We start from the raw sequence: 21,533 nt of genomic DNA on the forward strand, positions 1-21,533 counted from the left end.
CGATGCGATCCGGAGTGACCACCGTGACCTCGGCCCCACCGTGCGGGGCGCCGGCGGTTTCTTCACGGGCCCCCGGTCCGGGCCGCCTGCCCCTCCCGGCGGCCGTGACGGGACGGACGGGGGCGGGGCTCAGGTCTGCCGGGTGTGTACCGGGTCGTTGGCGACCTCGTCGGGGCACGTCCGGTGCCGTGAGCGCGTGTGCCGGTCGCGCTGCCGGTCGAACGTCGCCAGGGCCAGCGACGCCGCCATGCCGACGAGGGCGGCGCCCAGCGCGGTGACGAGGGCGGCGCGATAGTCGCCGCCGTTGCCGAGCACCAGGTAGAAGAGGCCGGGCAGCGCGGCCGTCCCCACCGCCGCACCGAGCCGCTGCCCGGTCTGCAGGGCGCCGCCCGCCGCGCCCGCCATGCGCACGGGCACGTCCCGCAGGGTCATGGTGATGTTGGGAGAGACGACGAAGCCGCTGCCGATGCCGCCGAGGAACAGGACGGGGGCGGCCACCCACCAGGCGGTGGTGAGCGGGGCGAAGCGGAGCAGCAGCGCGGTTCCGCCCAGGCCGGCGATCACAGCCGTGAGCCCGCACACGGTGAGCAGGCGGCCGAACCTGTCCACCAGCCGGCCGGCGACCACGGCCGCGCCGGCCGAGCCGAGGGCGAACGGGGTCACCGCGAGGCCGGAGCGGAGCGGGGAGTAGCCGAGGCCGTGCTGGTAGAAGAGGGCGAAGACCAGCCAGACGCCGCTGAAGCCGATGAAGTACAGCGTGCCCACGCCGGCGCCCACGGCGTAGCCGCGCACGGTGGTGAACAGGCGCGGGTCGAGCAGCGGCTGTCTACCGCGGGCGACAAGGCGGCGCTGCCACCAGGTGAAGACGGCGAGCACCGCGCCGCCGACGGGGAACAGCCACCACAGACCGCCGAGGCCGCCGGAGTCCGCCTGGACCAGCGGGTACATCAGCGCCAGCACGCCGAGGCCGAGCAGCAGCACGCCGGGCACGTCCACCCGGCCCCGCCCGGACCGCCGGGTGCGCGGCAGCAGACGACGGCCGAGCAGGACGGCGAGGATGCCGATGGGGACGTTGACGTAGAAGATCCACCGCCAGCCCTGGTCGCCGGAGGCGAGGGCCAGGACGGCGCCGCCGGTCAAGGGCCCGGCGGCGGACGAGACGCCCACGGTGGTGCCGAAGAATCCGAAGGCCCGGCCGCGTTCGGCGCCCCGGAACATCTGCTGGATCAGCGCGGAGTTCTGGGGCGCCATGAAGCCGGCCGCCAGGCCCTGGGCCAGGCGGGCCGCCACCAGCAGCGTGATGTCGGGGGCCGCTCCACACGCCGCGCTGAAGATCACGAAGCCGCCGAGGGCGAGCAGGAAGATACGGCGCCGGTCCAGGGCGTCGCCGAGCCGGCCGGCGGTGACCAGCGCGAGGGCGAAGGTGAGGGCGTATCCGGAGACCACCCACTGGACCTGTGCCGGGGAGGCGTGCAGGTCCCGTTGGACGGTGGGCAGGGCGACCGCCACGATCGTCACGTCCAGCAGGCTCATGAAGCCGGCCACCAGGGTCACCCACAGGGCCCGCCACCGGTGCGGATCCGGTTCGTACCCGTCCCGCCGGGGGTCCGCGCCCCGACCACTCGCGGCTGATGCTGTCACAGGGGCTCCTCTCACCGGGCCGGCCCCCGGACCACCGGGGCCGCACCCGGTCGAACCAAGTTCCCGTGCCGAGGCGTGACCACACCTCCCGGACCCCGAGGGGACGTTTGAGCGCGCGAGAACTGTGCAGGCGTGGGGAACACGACCGACGAAAGGACATTCCGTCATGGCGGCGACCGACCCGGACGAGTCGGTGGATCCCGCGGCGGTCCGGCGCCACCGGGTGCTGTTCCGCGCGATCGAGAAGCGACGTCACCCGAAGCTGCGCCGCAGCGACATCACCGTGACCGACGAGACGGCGGTCAGACGCGCCACCAAGGCCGCCGCGCTCGGCAACGCGATGGAGTGGTACGACTTCGGCATCTACAGCTATCTCGCCTCGACCATCGGGAAGGTCTTCTTTCCCTCGGGGAGCGAGACCGCCCAGCTGCTCAGCTCGTTCGCCACCTTCGCGGTGGCCTTCCTCGTACGCCCCGTCGGCGGCATGGTCTTCGGGCCGCTCGGCGACAAGGTCGGCCGCAAGGCCATCCTCTCCGTCACCATGATCATGATGGCGGTGGGCACCTTCGCCATCGGCCTCATCCCCTCGCACACGGCCATCGGCCTCTGGGCCCCGGGTCTGCTGATCTTCTTCCGGCTGGTGCAGGGGTTCTCGACCGGTGGGGAGTACGGGGGTGCCTCGACGTTCATCGCGGAGTACGCGCCCGACAAGCGGCGCGGCTTCTTCGGCAGCTTCCTGGAGCTCGGCACACTCGCCGGATACGTCGGAGCCTCCGGACTCGTGGTCCTCCTCAGCGGCTTCCTCGGCGAGGACCAGATGCTGCACTGGGGGTGGCGGATCCCCTTCCTGGTCGCGGCCCCGCTCGGCTTCATCGGCCTCTACCTGCGGCTCAAGCTGGACGAGACGCCCGCCTTCCAGAAGCTGGAGGGCGGTCACGTCAAGGCGAGTGAGGCCGCCGACACGGTGGAGACCTCGGCCACCGCCGACCTCGGCAGGATATTCACCCGGCACTGGCGGCCGCTGCTGCTCTGCCTCGCGCTCGTCGCCGCGTACAACATCACCGACTACATGCTGCTGTCGTACATGCCGACGTACCTGTCCGGCGAACTCGGCTACGGGACCGACCACGGACTGCTGATCCTGCTCATCGTGATGGTCCTCCAGATGTGCGTCATCAACCAGGTCGGCCGGCTCTCGGACCGGTTCGGGCGCAAGCCGCTGCTGATGACGGGGATGCTCGGCTTCCTCCTCCTGTCCGTGCCGTCCTTCCTGCTCATCCGGCAGGGCGACGTCCTCCTCGTCACCCTCGGCCTGCTGCTGATGGGGCTCTCCCTGGTGGCGATGCTCGGCACGATGTCGGCGGCGCTCCCGGCGATCTTCCCCACCCAGGTCCGCTACGGCTCCCTGTCGGTCGCCTACAACCTCTCCACGTCGCTCTTCGGCGGCACGACTCCACTGGTGATCACCGCCCTGATCGGCGCCTTCGGCACCACGCTCGTGCCGGCCTACTACGCCACGGCCGCCGCCGTCGTCGGCGTGGTCGCCGTCCTGTGCATGCGGGAAACCGCCAACCGGCCGCTGGCCGGGTCCCCGCCCTCCGTCGAGACCGAGGAGGAGGCCGCCGAACTCGTCCAGGTCCAGTTCCCCGGCCCCAGGTTCTGACGCTGCGGGGCCACGCCCTGCGGGACGGCGCGACACGCGCCGGCCGGTGCGCGACCAGCCCGCACCGGCCGGTCGCGGTGCCGCGTCGGGGCCGAGGAGTCTGGCGGTGAACCCCGCAAGCCGGTCCCGCAGCTCCTCCCGGGCCGGACCCCGGTCGCCGGCCAGGTGTGCGACGAGGTCGGCCCGGGTGGCCGCGAGCAGGGCACGACACCGTCCAGCGCCTCACCGGCCGGCCGCCCCGCAGCTTCCGGTCGGCCGCCGAACGGGAACTGACACCGGGCCCCGCGTGAACGCCCCTGCCGGGCCGGCCGCACCACCCCGGCCGCCCCCCCTCCCGCGGGTCCCGTGAAGGCACGTACCCTGACCGGCGATGAGGAGGGCGCATGAGGGAGGACGCGTGCCCCGGTGCGGTGCTGGTCGTCGATGACGACGCGGCGATCCGGCGGTCGTTGGAGCGTGGGCTGAGGCTGAACGGCTTCGCGGTGCGGACCGCAGCCGACGGACCGGACGCGCTCACCGTGATCGAGCGGACACCGCCGGACGTCCTGGTGCTCGACGTGTCGATGCCGGGCATGAGCGGCATCGAGGTGTGCACCCGGCTGCGGGACTCGGGCCGGGACCTGCCGGTGCTGATGCTCTCCGCCCTCGACGAGACGGCCGACCGTATCGCCGGACTCCAGGCGGGCGGCGACGACTACCTGGTCAAGCCGTTCGCCCTGCAGGAACTGGTGCTGCGGCTGCATGCGCTGCTGCGTCGCCGGCCACCCTCCGACCGGGCGGTGCTCCGGGTCGCGGACCTGGTCGTCGACCCGGCGGCGCGCACGGCCGAGCGGGCCGGCCGCCCGCTGGAGCTGACCCGTCGCGAGTTCGAACTCCTGGAGGTGCTCACCCGCAACGCCGGGCTCGTCCTGACCCGCGACCAGCTCCTGGAACGCGTGTGGGGCTACGACTTCGACGTGCGCACCGACGCCGTCGACACCTTCGTCAGCTATCTGCGCCGCAAGCTCGAAGCGGACGGCGGCACCCGGCTGATCCACACCGTGCGCGGAGTCGGCTTCGTGCTCAGGGAGGCCAGGGACACGCCGTGAGACTCTCGACCCGGGTCGGACTCGCCGTCGGCTGCACCGTCCCGCTGCTGGTCCTGGCCTGCGGCTGGCTGCTGCTGGACCTGGTCGCCCGTGACCTGCACCGGGCCGAGGACCAGCAGCTGCGCGCGCGGGCCGCGGCCCTCGCCCCGGACGCCCGCTCGCTGCTGCGGGCCTCGGAGAACGGCCGGCCCAAGGCCGCCGACACCAGGGAACGCAAGCTGTTCAGCGCGGCCCTCGACGTCGGCGTACGCGTCGTCGGACCGGACGCCGACTTCAGCGGCGGCCCCCAGCCCGGGCCTGCCGTGACCCTGCCGCCGCGGGCCGCCGGCCCGGTCACCGTCCGCGACGGCGGCCGTAGCTGGCGGGTCCTGGCGCGGCCCGTCCGGGGCACCACCGCCACCCTCTGGGTCTTCTCGCCCGACACCGCCGACCGCACCCGACTCCGGCTCGTGCGGCGCCGCGTGCTCCTCACCGCGATCCTCGCCGCACCCCTGTCCGGACTGCTCGCCTGGGGCCTGGCCGCCGGTGCCGGAGCCCCGCTGCGGCGCCTCACCCGCCGTACCGCCGGCCTCGACCCGCGCACCAGCAGTGCCCGGCCGGCCGACCGGCGCACCGGGGTGACGGAGGTCGACGAGCTCGCCGCCACCCTGCGGACCGTCCTCGCCCGCTACGACGAACAGGCCGCCCGCACCGCCGAGGCCCTGGACACCGCCCGCTCCTTCTCCGCCGCGGCGGCGCACGAACTGCGCACCCCGCTGATGAGCATGGGCACCAACCTCGACATCCTCGCCGACCACCCGGGCCTGCCCGCGTCCGAGCGCGCCGAGGTCGTCGACGATCTGCGGCGCGAACACGCCCGGCTGCTCGGCCTGTTGGTGATGCTGCGCGAGCTGGGCCGCGGGGACCTGGTGGAGGCGGAGGCGTTCCGCCCCGTCGACCTCGCCGACGTGGCCGAGGCGGCCGTCGCCGAGGCCCGGCGCCGGGACCCGGACGCCGGGATCGTCCTGGACACCGCCCCCGGACTCATCGTGCACGGCTGGGAGCCGGGCCTCAGGCTGCTGCTGGACAACCTGCTCGGCAACGCCCTGGCCCACGGGCGGGACACGCGGGGCCGGGCATGGGTCCGGGTGGGCGTCAATGCGACCGCCGAGCAGGCCCTGGTCACCGTCGACGACCATGGACCCGGTGTGCCGCCCGACGCCCGGTCCCGGATCTTCGAGCGGTTCCGGCGGGGCCCGGAGAGCGCCGGCTCCGGGCTCGGCCTGACCCTCGTCGCCCAGCAGGCGGCGCTGCACCGCGGGAGCGTCACGGTGACGGACGGACCGGACGGCGTCGGCGCCCGCTTCGCCGTACGGCTGCCGTCGGACGGCGGCGGGCTGCCCGGACGGCGGGACTGGCTCATCGGCACAGCCGGGGCAGACCGGTCACAGAGTTTCCCCAAAGACGCTCCCTAGCCTCCCTCCCGACGGACGGACGACCTGACCGTCCGCCACAAGTGAACGGAGAGGCAGATGTACGTACGACGACCGACCCGCACGCTGCTCGCGGGGCTCGCCGTGACAGCGGTCCTCGCGGGCACGGCGGGGGCCGCATCCGCGGCCGACAGCACACCCGCCGCGAAGCCGGCCGGCGACGGGGCCCACGCGCTGTGCAAGCGGGTCCCGAAGATCGATCGCCGGATCGCACGGGCCCTGAAGCGGCTCGGCGCCGGAGCCGGAACACGCGGCTCCGTGGCGCGGCTGCAGAAGCGGGTCGACAACGCGAAGAAGGCGGGCCACACGGAGATCGCCGGCTACCTCCAGAACCGGCTGGACTTCCGCAAGTCGCTGCGGACCAGCCTGGAGCAGCGCCAGAAGGACCTCGCCGCCGTCAAGACGTGGTGTGCGGCCAACGGTAACGGGAAGGCGGCGAGCTGATGCCGGCCCGGCGCCCGGCCCTCCTGCTCACGGCGGCCACCGCGCTGGCGGTGGCGCTCACCGCGGGCTGCGCGCCCCACGAGGGCGCCGCCCCGAAGGCCACGACCGGCGCCGCGTCCGGCACGGCGCCGTCCGCCGGGTCCGCGCGACTGGCGGAGATGCGGAAGAAGGTGGACGCGGCCGAATCCGCGGCCGCCGCGGCCGACCGGGACGCGGCGGGCACCGCCGACCGCTGACCCGCGCGGGGGGCGCCGTTCGGCGCTCCCCGTCCGCCCTTCGCACGGACGCGAGACGATCTCCTCGGCAGCCGGCACAGCCCGTTCGCCCACGCCGATGCCGGGACCTGGGGGCCGTCCCCCGGTCGCCGGGGCCGCGCTCAGATGCCGGGCGCCCCGGTGCGCAGGCCGTCCATGACCAGGTCGAGGAGCCGGGTGGCGCGTGGCCGCCAGTCGTCGTGCGGGTCGAGCTGCCAGAGGCCGGCGATGGCGAGCATGAAGTCGTCCACGGTGACCCCGGGCCGGATGGTGCCGGCCTCCTCGTTGGCGCGGAGCAGGACTTCCGCCGCGGACGTCACCGGCGTGGGGGGTGGCTTGCCGGGGCCGCCCGGTGCACTGGTGGCCTGCCGGATCGCCTCGGCCAGTCCGGCCTTGGTCATGGCGAACTCGGAGAGCCGGTCCATCCAGGCCCGCAGGGCATCCTCGGGTGACCGCGTCCCGAGCAGATGAGCCGCGGCTTCGGCCACCTGCTGCATCTCGTGGCGGTAGATCTCCAGCACGAGCGATTCCCGGTTGGGGAAGTTCCGGTAGAAGGTGCCCTGTCCGACACCGGCCTTCTTGGCGATCGTGCTGAGCGGGGCGTCCGCGCAGCGCGACAGTTCGGTGATCGCCACGTCCAGGATGCGCTCGCGGTTGCGCTGTGCGTCCGAGCGCCGGGGTGATGCCTTCTGCTGCGGCACTCGTCCTCCTCGAGGGTCGTGACCGAACCTCGCCCTTGCTAAGCGGACAACTGTCCGTTACGTTTTCCAGGTAGCGGACAGCTGTCCGTTTGTGCTCACCATAGCCGCGAACGCCGCCCCGCGGCAGTCGCCGGCCGCCACTGCTCGGTCCCCGTACCTCGCACCTTCGCTTCGCCGCTCGCCGCGGCACCGGCCCGTCCACGCGAAAGAAGCAGCTCATGGCCTCATCGACGTCCAGTGTCATCACCTTGGAGATCAACGGAGAGAAGCACACACTGCCCGTCGACCACCGCACCACCCTGCTCGACGCCCTGCGCGAGCGCCTCGATCTGACCGGCACCAAGAAGGGCTGTGACCAGGGACAGTGCGGTGCCTGTACGGTCCTGCTGGACGGCCGCCGGGCCGTCGCCTGCCTGCAACTGGCCGTGGCGGCCGAGGGCCGCGAGATCACCACCATCGAAGGCGTGGCCGACGGGGACCGGTTGCACCCCGTGCAGCAGGCGTTCCTCGACCTGGACGGCTACCAGTGCGGTTACTGCACGCCGGGACAGATCTGTGCGGCGATCGGGATGATCGAGGAACACGCGGCGGGCTGGCCGAGCGCCGTCACCGACGACGTCCGCCCCGAAGCGGGACCCCCACCCCTGACCGCCGACGAGATCCGGGAGCGGATGAGCGGCAATCTGTGCCGCTGCGGCGCGTACGTCTCCATCGTCGAGGCGGTCGCCCGGGCCGCCGGGGAAGCGGCCGCCGAGCGACGCGTCACGCCCGCCGCGGAGGCCGAGGAGGCCGTGGCATGAGGGAGTTCGACTACCAGCGGGCCGCCGACGTCGCCGGTGCCGTGGCGCTGCTCGGCGCCGATCCGGACACCCGCTTCCTCGGCGGCGGCACCAACCTCGTCGACCTGATGAAGACCGGTGTCGAGCGGCCCGCCCGGCTCATCGACATCCGGGAACTCCCGCTCGACCACATCGAGCCGACGCCGGAGGGCGGGCTGCGCATCGGCGCCACCGTCACCAACGGCGACCTGGCCGCCCACCCCGCGATCCGGCGCCGTTACCCCGCCCTGGCCCAGGCGGTGCTGGCCGGTGCGTCGGGGCAGCTGCGCAACATGGCCACGGTCGGCGGGAACCTGCTGCAGCGCACCCGCTGCGGCTACTTCACCGACGTCACCAAGCCGTGCAACAAGCGCGTCCCCGGCAGCGGTTGCCCCGCCATCGAGGGCGAGCACCACAACCACGCGATCCTGGGCGCGTCCGGCCACTGTGTGGCCGTACACCCCTCGGACATGGCCGTGGCCCTGACCGCCTTCGACGCCGTCGTCCACTTCGAGACGGCCGACGGGCCGGGGGAGTCGCCGCTCGCCTCGTTCTACCTGCCCGTCGGTGACACCCCGCACCGCGAGACCGCCCTGCCGCCGGGCGCGCTGATCACCGGCGTCACCCTGCCGCCCGCCCCGGTCGCCGCCGTCTCCCGCTACCGCAAGGTGCGCGAGCGGGCCTCGTACGCCTTCGCCATCGGCTCGGTCGCCGCCGCGCTCGACGTCCGGGACGGTGTCGTCCACGACGCGCGCCTGGCCCTCGGCGCCGTCGCCTCGCGTCCGTGGCGGGCCGTCGCCGCGGAACACGTGCTGACCGGTGCGCCGGCCGACGCCGCGACCTACGCCGCCGCGGCGGACGCCGAGCTGGCGGCGGCCCGGCCGCTGCCGCACAACGGATACAAGGTGGACCTCATGCGCAACCTCGTGGTGGCCGTCCTGTCCGAACTCGCCGAGGAGGCCGCCCGATGACCACCGTCGCCCCCGGAACAGGGACCCACGCGCCCTCCGTCGGCACCGCCCACACCCGGGTGGAGGGCAGGGACAAGGTCACCGGAGCGGCGCGCTACGCGGGCGAGGTGCCGTTCGCCGGCCTCGCGTACGGCTGGCTGGTGCTGTCCACGGTCGCCCGGGGCCGCATCCGCGCCCTCGACACCGACCCGGTCCTCGCCATGCCGGGAGTCCTCGCCGTCCTGGACCACCGCAACGCCCCGCGTGTCGACACCGACTACACCGGTCTGCTGGGCACGCCTCCGGACCCGACCTGCGCGGTCTTCCAGCACGACCGGGTGCCCCACCTGGGCTGGCCGGTGGCCCTGGTCGTCGCCGAGACGTCCGAGCAGGCCAGGGAGGCCGCCGAAACACTCGTGGTGCACTACGAACAGGAGCCCCACGACATCGACTTCACGGGCGGACGCCCGGACGCCTACCCGGTGGACGGCCACATGCCCGGGGTGACGGAGAAGGGCGATCTCGACGCCGCACTGGTCTCCTCGGCCGTCGTCGTGGACGCCGAGTACACCACGCCCGAAGAGCACCACAACCCGATGGAACCGCACGCGGCGACCGCCCGCTGGGACGGCGGCCGGCTGGAGGTGATCGACTCCAACCAGGGAGCCACCTGGGTCGTCGGCGAACTCGCGAACCTCTTCTCGCTGGACCCGGCCTCGGTGCGCGTACGCTCCGAACACGTCGGCGGCGGCTTCGGCAGCAAGGGCGTCCGGGCCCACCAGGTGGCCGCGGTGATGGCCGCGACCGTGCTGCAGCGGCCCGTGCGCGTGGTCATGACGCGCCGTCAGATGTTCTCGCTGGCCGGCTACCGCAGCCCCACCGCACAGCGCGTCAGGCTCGGCGCCGACGCCGACGGACGCCTGCGCGCACTGGAGCACCGCTCGGTCAGCGTCACCTCCACCGTGCACGAGTTCGTCGAACCGAGCGCCGGGGTGGCCCGGGTGATGTACGACGCCGACGCCCACCACACCGCCAACCGCGTCGTACGGCTCGACGTGCCGACGCCGACGTGGATGCGCGCCCCGGGTGAGGCGCCCGGGTCCTTCGCGCTGGAGGCGGCCCTCGACGAACTCGCCGAGAAGTGCGGGATCGACCCGATCGAGCTGCGCCTGCGCAACGAACCCGACAAGGGCCCGGTCTCCGGCCTGCCGTTCGCCGGCCGCAACCTGGCCGCCTGCTTCCGGGAGGGCGCCCGCCGGTTCGGCTGGGCGGACCGGGACCCGCGCCCCGGACTGCGCCGGGACGGCCGCTGGCTGCTCGGCACGGGTACGGCGGCGGCCTCCTTCCCCTCGGGCGCCGCACCGTCCACCGCGTCGGCGACCGCCCACCCGGACGGCACGTTCACCGTCCGGATCTCCGCGGCCGACATCGGCACCGGGGCCCGTACCGCCCTCACCCTGGTCGCCGCGGACGCGCTCCGGGTGTCCGTGGAGCGTGTCCGGGTGCGCATCGGCGACAGCGACTTCGGGCCGGCGATGATCGCGGGCGGTTCGATGGGTACCCGCTCCTGGTCCTGGGCCGTCACGGCCGCGGCCGGCGAACTGCGCGAACGGCTGGCCCTCGATACCGACATGCCCCCGGAGGGCATCACGGTACGGTCCGACACCACGGCCGCCATCGGCGCCCTCACCCCCGCCGAACGGCACTCGTTCGGCGCGCAGTTCGCCGAGGTCGCGGTGGACACGGCCACCGGCGAGGTGCGCGTGCGGCGCATGCTCGGCGTCTTCGCGGCGGGCCGGATCGTCAACCCGCTCACCGCACGCAACCAGCTCCGGGGCGGCATGATCTGGGGCATCTCCATGGCCCTGCACGAGGAGGCCGTCCGGGACCGCGCCTCGGGCGGCCACGTCGGCGCCGACCTCGCGGGCTACCACGTGGCGACGCACGCCGACGTACCCCGCGTCGAGGCCGACTGGATCGACGACGCCGACCCCGCCGACCCGGTCGGCATCAAGGGCATCGGCGAGATCGGCATCGTCGGCGCGGCGGCCGCCGTCGCCAACGCCGTCTGGCACGCGACCGGCGTACGCCACCGCGGCCTGCCCATCCGCCCCGACCGCGTCCTGTCGGCCGCCGCGGGGGCGCCGGATGCTTGACCTCGCCGAGGAGCTGCACCAGTGGGCCGCGGAGGGCCGGGAGTTCGCCGTGGCCACGGTGGTGGCCGTCGGCGGCAGTGCGCCACGCGGCCCCGGCGCCGCCCTCGCCGTGGACGGCGCGGGCACCGTCATCGGCTCGGTGTCCGGCGGCTGTGTCGAGGGCGCGGTGTACGACCTGTGCCGCGAGGCGCTGCGGACCGGTCACAGCGTGCTCGAACGGTTCGGCTACAGCGACGAGGATGCCTTCGCCGTGGGGCTGACCTGCGGCGGGACGATCGAGGTGCTGATCACGCCGGTGGCCGCAGCGGCCGGTACCGTCCTGGCGTCGGCTCTGTCGGCCGCCGCGCGGGACGAGCCGACGGCCCTCGTCCGGGTCGCCCGCGGTCCGGCCGGACTCCTCGGGCACGCGCTGCTGGTCAGGCCCGACGGCACGTACGAAGGCGGCCTCGGCGGCGATCCGGACCTGGACCGTACGGCGGCGGCCGAGGCCCGGGCCCTGCTGGAGGTGGGCCGTACGGGCACGGTGGACATCTCGGCGAGCGGAGCGAGACGGGGGTCCCCGCCGACGGAGTCCCAGGGAGGCCCGCACTGCCCCGGCGGCCTGAGCCTGCTGGTCGAGTCGAACGTGCCCCCGCCCCGCATGATCGTCTTCGGCGCCGTCGACTTCGCGGCGGCGCTGGCGCGGGCCGGGAAGTTCCTCGGCTATCACGTGACCGTGTGCGACGCCCGTCCCGTCTTCGCCACGCGGGCGCGTTTCCCCGACGCCGACGAGATCGTGGTCGACTGGCCGCACCGGTACCTGCGGCGTACCGGGACCGACGCCCGTACGGTCCTGTGCGTCCTCACCCACGACGCGAAGTTCGACGTTCCCCTGCTGAAGGAGGCCCTGCGCAGGCCGGCGGCGTTCATCGGCGCGATGGGCTCGCGCCGCACCCACGAGGACCGCGACCGGCGGCTGCGGGCGGAGGGCCTGGCCGGACCGGAACTGGCCCGCCTGCGCTCGCCGATCGGCCTCGACCTGGGCGCCCGGACTCCGGAGGAGACCGCCCTGTCGATCGTGGCGGAGATCGTCGCCGCCCGGCGGGGCGGCACGGGCGCGCCGCTGACCGGCTCCGGGACGCCGATCCACCGCGACGCGGGAGAGGACGGCGGGGCGACGGCCGCCTGACCCGGCACGTGTCTCGTTCCGGGCTGCCCGGGCGCCAGGCCCGCGGGAGTACAGTATTCACCAGGGGATGAATTACTGCTCTCGTGAAGGGCGGGACTGTCATGGAAGAGACCACCTGCTGTGTGGTGGGCGGCGGCCCGGCGGGCATGGTGCTCGCCCTGCTGCTGGCCAGGGCCGGTGTCGATGTGACGGTCCTGGAGAAGCACGGCGACTTCCTGCGTGACTTCCGCGGTGACACCGTCCACCCCTCCACCCTGGCGCTGCTGGACGAGCTGGGTCTGGGGGAGCGTTTCGCCCGGCTGCCGCAGCGTCGCGTACGCACCGTCCAGCTGCCGATCGGAAGGGGTCGCTCTGCGGTCACGGTCGCGGACCTCACGGTGCTGCGCGGTCCCTACGACTACGTGGCCATGGTGCCCCAGTGGGACCTGCTGGACCTGCTCGCGGACGAGGCCCGGCGCGAGCCCTGCTTCCATCTGCGCATGAGCACCGAGGCGACCGGCTTCCTGGTCGAATCCGGCCGGGTGACCGGAGTGCGCTACCGCACCGGTGACGGCCGCACCGGCGCGTTGCGTGCCGTCCTCACCGTCGCCTGCGACGGCCGGGGGTCGCTGGCCCGTGCCTGCCCGGAACTGGGGCTGCACGGCTTCACCTGCCCGATGGACGCCTGGTGGTTCCGGCTGCCGCGCGAGGAAGGCGATCCGCAGGGACTCGTCGGCGCGGCCGGTGACCGCTTCCTGACGGCGATGATCGACCGCGGCGACTACTGGCAGTGCGCCGGACTCATCCCCAAGGGCACGAACGCGCAGCGCCGCGCCGCCGGCCTTGACCGTTTCCTGGCCGAGTTCGCCGCCGCCGCGCCATGGGCGGCCGACCGTGTGCACGCCGTGCGCTCGTGGGACGAGGTGAAACTGCTCGATGTACGCCTGGACCGGCTGCGCCGCTGGCACCGCCCCGGCCTGCTGTGCATCGGCGACGCCGCGCACGCCATGTCCCCGGTCTTCGGTATCGGGATCAACCTCGCGGTGCAGGACGCCGTCGCCGCCGCCCGCTACCTCGCCGAGCCGCTGCGGCGGGGAAGCGTGAGTCCGCGTGACGTCCACCGGGTGCAGCGCCGTCGCCGTCCCACCACGGTCGCCACGCAGGCGCTCCAGCGGGCGGCCCACGCCCGCTTCATCGCACCTGTCCTGCAGGGCCGCCCGCCCCTCGGGAGCGCGGACCGGGCCCGGCACGTGGCCCGCCTGCTCACCGGGTCGCGATGGGTCCGCCGGCTGCCCGCGTACTTCGTCGCCTACGGCGCCCTGCGCGAGCGCCCGCCCGCCGCGGCCGTCCGGTAGCCGGAGCGGTCACGGGACCGGCCTCTCCCTGGGGCTCATAATTGTTGTCTTGACAAGAGTTGTCGCGGCAATGAAGATGGACGAGTGACCACGCCCAGCGGACTCCACGACCACCTCGGCTACTGGCTCCGTCGCCTGTCCGACGAGGTCCACAGCCGGTTCGAGGCCGAACTCGGCCGGCATGACGTCACCGTCTCCCAATGGGGGGTGATGGTCAGCGTGTTCCACGGCCATGACACCACCAAGGCCGTGGCCGCCCACATGGACATCGATCCCGGCGCCGTCTCCCGCCTGGTCGACCGCCTCGCGGCCAAGGACCTCCTCCGCCGCGAACCCGACCCCGCCTCCCGGCGCACGGTCCGGCTCGTGCTGACCGGCCGGGGGCAGGCCCTCGTCCCGGTACTGGCGGAGCTGGCCGACCGCAACGACGCCCACTACTTCGGCTCGCTCGACCCCCGTCAGCGCCGGCAGCTGGAGGAGTGGATCCGGCGTCTGGTCGGCGAGGCCCACCCCGCGGCGCCGCCCGACACACCCTGAGAGAAGCGCACCATGAGCATCAGCCCCTCCGTGACCAAGACCGTCGGCATCGACCGCCCTTGGCGGCAGGTCTTCGCCTTCCTCGCCGACCCCGCGAACTGGCCCCGGTGGGCCGTGGGCAACGTCCGCGCCATCGAGCCCACCGACGACCCCGACTGGTGGCTCATGTCCACCCCGCTCGGCCCCGCCAGGCTGCGCCTGCGTGCCCGTGCGGAGTACGGCATCCTCGATCACGACTACGTCGACGACACCGCCTCCTGGCAGGTGCCGGCCCGCGTGGTCCCCAACGGCGAGGGCGCCGAGTTCATGATCACCTTCCATCGGCCGCCGTCGCTCACCGACACCGAGTTCAAGCAGCAGACCGACCTGGTCGACACCGAACTCGCCGCCCTCAAGCAGGTCCTGGAGGGCGGCGCGGCAGGCGTCACAGCATGACGTGCTTGACCTGCGTGTAGTCCAGCAGTCCGGCGAGGGAGAGATCGCTGCCGTAACCGGAGTGGCCCACGCCCCCGTGCGGCATCTCCGAGACCGTCGTGCCGTGGGTGTTGACCCAGACGATGCCGGTGCGCAGCGCCCGGCTCGCGCGCATGGCCCGGTCGTGGTCGCGGGTCCAGACACTCGCGGCCAGCCCCTGGGGAACCCCGTTCGCCAGCCGGAACGCCTCGGCCTCGTCGGTGAAGGGCTGGACGGTGACGACCGGCCCGAACACCTCGCTCTGCACGATCTCGTCCTCCTGCCGGACCCCGGCGATGACCGTCGCGGCGTGGAAACAGCCGGGGCGCTCCAGGGGTCTGCCGCCGGCGACCACCTCGGCGTGACGCGGAAGGCGGGCCAACAGGTCTGTGACGGAGGTGAGTTGAGCCGGACTCGCGAGAGGACCGAAGTCGGCGCGTTCGTCGTCGGGGCCTCCGGGCCGGCGCCCCGCGGCTTGTTCGGCGAAGGCGGCCAGAAAGGTGTCGTGGATCCGGCCGTCGACGAGGATCCTGGTGGCCGCCGTGCAGTCCTGCCCCGCGTTGTAGAAGGCCAGCGAGGACAACTGCGCGACCGCGTCGTCGAGATCGGCGTCCTTGTGGACCAGCACCGGTGCGTTGCCGCCGAGTTCCAGGTGCAGCCGCTTGAGATCGGCCGCCGCCGCGGTGGCGATCTCCTGCCCGGCGCGCACACTGCCCGTGACGGCCACCAGCCGGACGAACGGATGGGACACCAGCGAGCGCCCGGTGTCACGGTCGCCGCACACGACGTTGAGCACACCGGCCGGCAGGTGCTCGGAGGCCAGCCGGGCCAGGAGCACGGCTGAGGTCGGCGTGGTGTCGGACGGTTTGAGCACGACCGTGTTCCCGGCGGCGAGAGCCGGAGCGATCTTCCACACGGCCATCATCAGCGGATAGTTCCACGGGGTGATCTGGGCGCAGACACCGACCGGCTCGCGGCGCAGCACGGAGGTGCGGCCCGGCGTGTACTCGGTCGCAGCGGCGCCCGGCAGATTCCGGGCGGTCCCGGCGAAGTACCGCAGCACGTCCACGACCGCGGGCAGTTCGTCCATGAGGAACAGCACCCGGGGCTTGCCCGTGTCGGTCACCTCGGCGTCCGCCACCGCGTCGGCCTGCCGCTCCAGGGAGTCGGCGATACGCAGCAGGGCCGTCTGCCGCTGTGCGGGCGTCGTGGCCGACCAGCCGTCGAAGGCCCGTTGAGCCGCCCGGCAGGCCGCGTCCACGTCCTCGCCCCCGGAGAGCGGGGCCAGCCCGTGCTGGAGTCCGCTCGCGGGGGCGATCAGTCGCAGGGTGGCCCCGGAGGCGGCCGGGACGTCCTGGCCGCCGATGTGGTTCAGCAGCGTGGTGAGGCGGTCGGTGTCAGCCACGGCGCAGTGCCTCCTCGGCGGCGGCGCGGCCGGTGCGGACCGCGCCTTCCATGTATCCGGCGACCCACTGGTCGGAGCCGCAGACGTAGAACGGTGGTTCATGCGTGCCGTGCAGCGGGCCGACCGCCATCACCTCGCCCGGCGGCCACTGGGTGACATAGCCCTGGGTCCACGGGTCGGTGCCCCACAGCCGCAGATGACAGGCGGCCGGCCGCAGTGCCTCGTCGCCGAACAGCGCGGCCATCTCGGCGAGCAGCTCCGGCGTGCGCAGATGGGGCGGGGTGCCCAGCAGCACGCCGTAGCGCTCGGGCGGGATCAGCGCCGACAGCACGCCCTCGTTCTGCGGCCAGGTGCTGCCCAGGACCCCTTCCGTCTCGGACAGGCCGTTCAGGCCGTCGGCGCGCCAGAAGGGACCGTCGTACACGGCGGCGAACTTCGCGGCCGTCGCCTGCCGCTGCCGGTGCAGCGAGGCCAGGCGGGCGTCGCTCACACCGGTGACGGCGACCGACCGCAGCGGTCCCACCGGCAGGGCGCTCACCACGGCCGCCGCGGTGAGGACCTCACCCGTGACCAGCCGCACGGCGCAGTGTCCGGGGCGGACGTCCAGCGCGGCGACAGGCGAGCCGAGGCGGATGCGCGGGCCCAGCTCATGGCCCATGACCTCGGCGAGGGTGGCAGAGCCCGCCGCCAGCCGCAGCCCCTCCCAGGCGTCGTAGTCGTAGTCGCCGGTGCCCGGGACCGCCGCGCTCTTGCGCAGCGCGGCCAGCAGCGAGATCCGCTCGTACGATCCGCCCGCCAGGGCCAGTTGGCCGATGTCCCACAGCCGTACCACCGCCGGCGCGGCGTGGCGGGAGCGCAGCCAGCCGGCCACGGACAGCCGGTCCAGGGCGTCCGCCGCGGGATGCGACCAGGGGGCGTCGGGGTCGACCGTGGCGGCGAGTTCGCCGAACTCCTTGCTCAGCTGCTGGTGCTGGGCCATGTCGCCGGGGCCGAACCAGTGCGGCGGGTCGCCCGCCGAGAGACCCTCCGGGGTGGCACGGGTCATGCGGCCGGGTTCGGCGACGTAGCTGGGCACGAGTTCCAGGCCGAGCTCCCCGGCCAGCCGCAGATAGGCGGTGTGGGCGTGGCCGACCACCTCGCCGCCCAGCTGCACGGTGCGGCCGTCGGGGGTGCGGGTCTGCTCGACCCGGCCGCCGACGCGGTCCCGCGCCTCCAGGACGAGTACGTCGGTGCCCGCGGCGGCGAGGTCCCGGGCGGCGGCGAGGCCGGCGAGCCCCGCCCCGAGCACGATCACGTCGTGATGCATCGGTTTCGCTCTCCTGTACGGGGTGTCAGGCCAGGACCAGGCAGTGTTCGGGCCGCCAGCCGAACTCCACCGTCTCGCCACCGCTCCAGCGGTCCTCCATGCGGGCGCGGGCCGTGTTCTGCTCCAGCACGGACAGCGTGACGCCGGGGGCGAGCTCGATCAGGTACGTGGTGGTCGGGCCGCTGTAGACGGTCTCGCGGATCACTCCGCTCAGCATCGACATGCCCGGTTCGAAGTCCGACAGCCAGATCTTCTCGGGGCGTACGGAGACGCTGACGGCGGTGCCGTCCGCGATGCCGGGCCGTGCGCCGACCGGCAGGGCGGGACCGCCGTCCAGGGCGACCTGACCGCCCCGGTAGGTGCCGCCCATCAGGTTCGAGGTGCCCATGAAGGACGCCACGAACCGGCTGGCCGGATGCTCGTAGACGTCCTCGGGGGTGCCGCACTGCTCGATGCGGCCCTCGTTCATCACGGCGATCCGGTCGGACATGGTCAGCGCCTCGTCCTGGTCGTGGGTGACGAAGACGAACGTGATGCCGACCTCGCGCTGGATCTGCTTGAGTTCGACCTGCATCTGCCGGCGCAGCTTCAGGTCCAGGGCGGCCAGCGGCTCGTCCAGGAGCAGTACGGCCGGACGGTTGACGAGCGCTCGGGCGAGGGCGACGCGCTGGCGCTGGCCGCCGGAGAGGGTACGGGGCTTGCGGTCGGCGAGGCCGGAGAGCTGGACCAGCTCCAGCATCTCGCCGACCCGCTGGCGGAGCTCGGCCTTGGCGACGCCCGTGCGCTTGAGGCCGAAGCCGACGTTGTCGGCGACGCTCAGATGGTCGAACAGCGCGTAGCTCTGGAAGACGGTGTTGACGTTGCGCTTGTTCGGCGGCAGCGCCGTCACGTCCTCACCGGCGAGCAGCACCGCACCCTCGGTCGGGTCGCTGAACCCGCCGATCATGCGCAGGGAGGTGGTCTTGCCGCAGCCGGAGGGGCCCAGCAGGGAGAAGAAGTGGCCGGCCTCGATGTCGAGGTCGAGACGGTGGACGGCGTAGGAGTCCCCGAACTGCTTGGAGACGCCGTCGAGCCGGACGGCGGGGGTCGCGTCCATGGATCACTCTCCGGAGAGGATGTCGAGGCCGCCGCGGCGGCCGAAGAGGCGCGGGATGAACAGGGCCAGCGCGATCAGGCAGATGGATCCCGCGAGCATCAGCGTGCCGACGGCGTTGATGGTGGGCTGCAGCCCGAAGCGGATCGCGGAGTAGATCCGCACCGACAGCGGCTGGGGGTCGACACCGGTGGTGAAGTAGGCGAGGACGAAGTCGTCGAAGACGAGCGCGAAGATCAGCACGGCCGAGGCGAGCACGGCGGGCAGCAGGGCCGGCAGGGTCACCAGGCGGACCGCCTGCCAGCGGGTGGCGCCCAGGTCCATCGCGGCCTCCTCCACCTCCGGGTTCAGCGCCGCCACCCGGGAGCGCAGGATGACGGTGACGTAGGAGATGGAGAAGGTGATCTCCGAGAGCATCACCGTGCCGGTCGACAGGGCCACGCCCAGGCCCTTGAACAGCAGCATCGAGGCCACGCCCGTGACGATCTCCGGCGTGACCAGCGGCACCAGCATGATCAGGCCCGCCAGCGAACCGAGCCGGGTGCGGCAGCGCACCAGACCGAGCGCGAGCGCCACGCCGAGGACGACCGAACCGGCCATCGCCACCAGGGAGATGCGCAGACTGGTCCCCAGGGACGAGATCAGTACGTCGTCGTGGACGAAGGCGCGGTACCAGCGCAGGCTGAACCCGCCGAACACGGTCAGCGACTTCTTGGAGTTGAAGGAGAACAGGGCCACCACGGCGATGGGCAGGTAGAGCAGGGCGAAGAACAGCCCGGTGAGGGCGATCAGGATCCGCGGTCTGCGGTCGGCGCGCCCGCGACGGGTGCGGGTCCGGGCCGCCGGGCGCGCGGGAGCGGTGGAGGAGGGCAGGCGTAGCAGGGTCATCGGCGGGCCTCCGCCTCGTCCTTGCGGGTGCGCCGCAGATAGCCGAACATCCCGACCAGCAGCACCAGCATCAGCAGCATGGTGAGCGCGGAGCCCAGCGGCCAGTTCTGGCCCTGGAAGAACTTGTCCTGGATGAGATTGCCGATCATGATCTGGTCCGGGCCTCCCATGAGCTGCGCGCTGACGAAGTCGCCCATGGCGGGCAGGAAGACCAGGACGAGCCCGGCCGCCGCGCCCTGCCGGGTGGCGGGCAGGGTGACGAAGAAGAAGGTGCGGACGGGGCCGCCGTACAGGTCGCGGCCGGCCTCGATGAGGGAGACGTCCAGGCGTTCCAGGGCCGCGTACAACGGGATGATCATGAAGACGACGAACCCGTAGACGAGCCCGGCGACCACACCCGCCCCCGTGTTGAGGATCTTCGTGCCGCCGTCGGCCAGTCCGACGGCGCGCAGGGCGCGCAGCACCGGTCCGTCGTCGGAGAGGACCACCGACCAGCCGTACATGCGGACCAGGTAGTTGGCGAAGAACGGGACGACGACGGCCGCGATCAGCGCGTGTTTGTACCGTCCGCCGTGCAGGGCGATGGTGTACGCCACCGGGTAGGCGATCAGCAGGCAGATCACACAGGTCAGCAGGGCGTAGCCGAGCGAGCGGGCCAGGACCTCGGTGTAGGCGGGGTCGGCGAGGGCGCGCACGCCGGCCAGGTCGAAGCCGAAGCGCGGGTTGCCGAGGTCGTCGGTGGTGCCGACCGCGAGGACGGCGACGAGGACCAGCGAGGCGATCAGGAACCCGGTCATCCACAGGGTGCCGGGCAGCATCAGCCAGGTCCACATGCGGTCACCGTCGGCGCCGCGCCGGCGGGTGCGCGAGGAACGGGGGAGCAGTGCCATGTCAGCCCGCCTTCACATGGGTCCAGGCGGTGTCGCGGGCGTCCTCCGCCGTGCGGCTGCCGTTGCGGAAGAACAGGTCCCCCTTCAGCTCCTCCTCGGTGACGAGGCACTCGGGGAAGGGCTTGACCAGCTCGGCGTAGGTCTTCTCGGAGCCGGCCACCGGCATCGGATAGCCGATGTACTCGATGTTCTTCTTCACGTTCTCCGGCCGCAGCATGTAGTCGATGAACAGCATCGCGGTGCCCGGGTGCGGGGCGTTCCAGGGGATCGCGTAGCAGTCGGAATTGATCGGCGTGCCCTCCTTGGGGGCCGCGAAGCCGAACACCGAGGGGTCCTTGGCCTGGTTGAGCATGGCGGCCATGTCGCCGCTCCACGCCTGGGTGATGACCGCGTTGCCGTTGAGCAGGTTGTTGTAGCTGTCGCTGGAGAAGCCGCGCAGCCGCGGGCGAAGGGTGCTCAGCAGGGAGGTGATGCGGTCGAGGTCACCGGGGTCGCCGGTGCTGACGTTCAGGCCGAGTTCCAGGGCGCCCATGCCGAGCACCTCGTCGCGGTCGTCCAGCAGGAAGACCTTGCCGCGGGCCTTGTCGCTCCACAGGTCCCGCCAGGAACCGGCGAGTTCGCCGATCCGGTCGCGGCGCCAGCCGATGCCGGTCTTGTACGCGGTGAACGGGACGGTGTGCGCGGAGCCCGGGTCGTACCAGGGATCGGCGAAGTAGGTGTACGTGCCGAATATCGCGTGCGCGTTGGGGAGCTGGGAGTGGTCTATCCGGTGCAGCCGGCCCGCGTGGGCCAGGCGCTGCGCCCACTTGGCGGAGGGGAAGATGACGTCGTAGCGGTTGCCGGCGTTGAGCTTGGCGACCATGCCCTCCATCGAGTCGAAGTTCGACTGGACGACCCTGACGCCGTACTCCTTCTCGAAGCCCTTGAACACGGCCGGGTCGACGTAGTCGGCCCAGTTGAAGTAGACGAGATCGCCGTCGACGCGCGCCGGGACCGGGGCGAGCTGCTTGGCGTCGGGCATCCTGGCGGGCATGAACCCGCAGCCGCCGGCCGCGGCGCCCAGCAGTCCGCAGGCGCCGGCCCGCAGCATGGCGCGTCGGGTGGGTGGGGGTACCTCGGGGGACACGGAACGTCCTCTCCGTCGAGGAACGGCACAACTCCAGGGCTGGACCGGCTGGTCGGCTCACGGAGGCCCTGACTCCGTAGGGAAGACCGGTCTGGGGAGGGTGCGAGCGTGTGTCAGCGGGGGAGGGGTAAGCCCGTCCGGAGACG

At 73.0% G+C, this 21,533-nt stretch carries 20 protein-coding genes; 12 read left to right on the forward strand and 8 right to left on the reverse strand.

Annotation, left to right across the window (positions count from 1 at the left end; genetic code table 11):
- Window positions 1-129: 129 nt before the first annotated feature.
- The gene (locus tag IE244_RS18540; RefSeq protein WP_191874628.1) at window positions 130-1,641 is read right to left on the reverse strand and encodes an MFS transporter; all 1,512 of its coding nucleotides are present in this window, start codon (window positions 1,639-1,641) and stop codon (window positions 130-132) included.
- Window positions 1,642-1,807: 166 nt separating this feature from the next.
- Between IE244_RS18540 and proP the strand changes: the two genes are divergently transcribed.
- The 5 genes from proP to IE244_RS18565 all read left to right on the forward strand — a co-directional run bounded on the left by proP (window position 1,808) and on the right by IE244_RS18565 (window position 6,544).
- Window positions 1,808-3,304 carry a glycine betaine/L-proline transporter ProP gene (gene proP, locus IE244_RS18545; protein WP_191874629.1) on the forward strand — a complete coding sequence of 499 codons (1,497 nt, stop codon included), beginning with the start codon at window positions 1,808-1,810 and terminating at the stop codon, window positions 3,302-3,304.
- 383 nt (window positions 3,305-3,687) lie between these two features.
- On the forward strand, window positions 3,688-4,392 hold the full coding sequence (locus IE244_RS18550) for a response regulator transcription factor (RefSeq protein WP_191874630.1): 705 nt from the start codon (window positions 3,688-3,690) through the stop codon (window positions 4,390-4,392).
- A complete protein-coding gene (locus IE244_RS18555) occupies window positions 4,389-5,846 on the forward strand; it encodes a sensor histidine kinase (protein ID WP_191874631.1) in 1,458 nt (485 codons plus the stop codon). Before IE244_RS18550 ends, IE244_RS18555 begins: the two co-directional genes overlap by 4 nt.
- Window positions 5,847-5,903: 57 nt before the next feature.
- On the forward strand, window positions 5,904-6,308 hold the full coding sequence (locus tag IE244_RS18560; RefSeq protein ID WP_191874632.1) for a hypothetical protein: 405 nt from the start codon (window positions 5,904-5,906) through the stop codon (window positions 6,306-6,308).
- Entirely contained in the window at window positions 6,308-6,544 is a 237-nt protein-coding gene (locus tag IE244_RS18565; protein ID WP_191874633.1) for a hypothetical protein, read from the forward strand. The genes IE244_RS18560 and IE244_RS18565 overlap by 1 nt, the downstream gene beginning before the upstream one ends.
- A 140-nt stretch (window positions 6,545-6,684) precedes the next feature.
- On the opposite strand, the gene IE244_RS18570 is transcribed toward IE244_RS18565, so the two are convergent.
- Window positions 6,685-7,263, reverse strand: coding sequence for a TetR/AcrR family transcriptional regulator (locus IE244_RS18570; RefSeq protein WP_191874634.1), 579 nt, complete (start codon window positions 7,261-7,263; stop codon window positions 6,685-6,687).
- A gap of 218 nt (window positions 7,264-7,481) precedes the next feature.
- Between IE244_RS18570 and IE244_RS18575 the strand changes: the two genes are divergently transcribed.
- The 7 genes from IE244_RS18575 to IE244_RS18605 all read left to right on the forward strand — a co-directional run bounded on the left by IE244_RS18575 (window position 7,482) and on the right by IE244_RS18605 (window position 14,661).
- Complete coding sequence (locus IE244_RS18575) at window positions 7,482-8,063, forward strand: 2Fe-2S iron-sulfur cluster-binding protein (protein WP_191874635.1); 582 nt, start codon at window positions 7,482-7,484, stop codon at window positions 8,061-8,063.
- A complete protein-coding gene (locus tag IE244_RS18580; protein WP_191874636.1) occupies window positions 8,060-9,052 on the forward strand; it encodes an FAD binding domain-containing protein in 993 nt (330 codons plus the stop codon). Before IE244_RS18575 ends, IE244_RS18580 begins: the two co-directional genes overlap by 4 nt.
- Complete coding sequence (locus IE244_RS18585) at window positions 9,049-11,187, forward strand: xanthine dehydrogenase family protein molybdopterin-binding subunit (RefSeq protein ID WP_191874637.1); 2,139 nt, start codon at window positions 9,049-9,051, stop codon at window positions 11,185-11,187. The genes IE244_RS18580 and IE244_RS18585 overlap by 4 nt, the downstream gene beginning before the upstream one ends.
- Complete coding sequence (locus IE244_RS18590) at window positions 11,180-12,355, forward strand: XdhC family protein (RefSeq protein WP_191874638.1); 1,176 nt, start codon at window positions 11,180-11,182, stop codon at window positions 12,353-12,355. The genes IE244_RS18585 and IE244_RS18590 overlap by 8 nt, the downstream gene beginning before the upstream one ends.
- Window positions 12,356-12,456: 101 nt before the next feature.
- Window positions 12,457-13,689 (forward strand): FAD-dependent oxidoreductase, encoded by a 1,233-nt coding sequence (locus IE244_RS18595; protein ID WP_191874639.1) that lies wholly within the window; start codon window positions 12,457-12,459, stop codon window positions 13,687-13,689.
- An 84-nt stretch (window positions 13,690-13,773) separates the two neighbouring features.
- Window positions 13,774-14,226: a MarR family winged helix-turn-helix transcriptional regulator gene (locus tag IE244_RS18600; RefSeq protein ID WP_191874640.1), complete on the forward strand. Its 453-nt coding sequence runs from the start codon at window positions 13,774-13,776 to the stop codon at window positions 14,224-14,226.
- Between the two features lie 12 nt (window positions 14,227-14,238).
- Window positions 14,239-14,661 (forward strand): SRPBCC family protein, encoded by a 423-nt coding sequence (locus IE244_RS18605; protein WP_191874641.1) that lies wholly within the window; start codon window positions 14,239-14,241, stop codon window positions 14,659-14,661.
- On the opposite strand, the gene IE244_RS18610 is transcribed toward IE244_RS18605, so the two are convergent.
- From IE244_RS18610 to IE244_RS18635, 6 genes are read right to left on the reverse strand one after another with little or no spacing between them, the layout of a single operon-like run.
- Window positions 14,651-16,084: an aminobutyraldehyde dehydrogenase gene (locus IE244_RS18610; protein ID WP_229854189.1), complete on the reverse strand. Its 1,434-nt coding sequence runs from the start codon at window positions 16,082-16,084 to the stop codon at window positions 14,651-14,653. The two genes, IE244_RS18605 and IE244_RS18610, sit on opposite strands and share 11 nt — an antisense overlap.
- The gene (locus IE244_RS18615) at window positions 16,077-17,390 is read right to left on the reverse strand and encodes a flavin monoamine oxidase family protein (RefSeq protein WP_191874643.1); all 1,314 of its coding nucleotides are present in this window, start codon (window positions 17,388-17,390) and stop codon (window positions 16,077-16,079) included. The genes IE244_RS18610 and IE244_RS18615 overlap by 8 nt, the downstream gene beginning before the upstream one ends.
- Window positions 17,391-17,415: 25 nt before the next feature.
- A complete protein-coding gene (locus IE244_RS18620) occupies window positions 17,416-18,486 on the reverse strand; it encodes an ABC transporter ATP-binding protein (RefSeq protein ID WP_191874644.1) in 1,071 nt (356 codons plus the stop codon).
- Window positions 18,487-18,489: 3 nt separating this feature from the next.
- Window positions 18,490-19,371, reverse strand: a complete 882-nt coding sequence (locus IE244_RS18625; protein WP_191874645.1) for an ABC transporter permease — start codon at window positions 19,369-19,371, stop codon at window positions 18,490-18,492.
- Complete coding sequence (locus IE244_RS18630) at window positions 19,368-20,261, reverse strand: ABC transporter permease (RefSeq protein ID WP_191874646.1); 894 nt, start codon at window positions 20,259-20,261, stop codon at window positions 19,368-19,370. The genes IE244_RS18625 and IE244_RS18630 overlap by 4 nt, the downstream gene beginning before the upstream one ends.
- A gap of 1 nt (window position 20,262) precedes the next feature.
- The gene (locus tag IE244_RS18635) at window positions 20,263-21,387 is read right to left on the reverse strand and encodes a polyamine ABC transporter substrate-binding protein (RefSeq protein ID WP_229854190.1); all 1,125 of its coding nucleotides are present in this window, start codon (window positions 21,385-21,387) and stop codon (window positions 20,263-20,265) included.
- Window positions 21,388-21,533 lie beyond the last annotated feature (146 nt).

The organism is Streptomyces filipinensis (assembly GCF_014649495.1).
GTDB classification, from domain to species: domain Bacteria; phylum Actinomycetota; class Actinomycetes; order Streptomycetales; family Streptomycetaceae; genus Streptomyces; species Streptomyces filipinensis.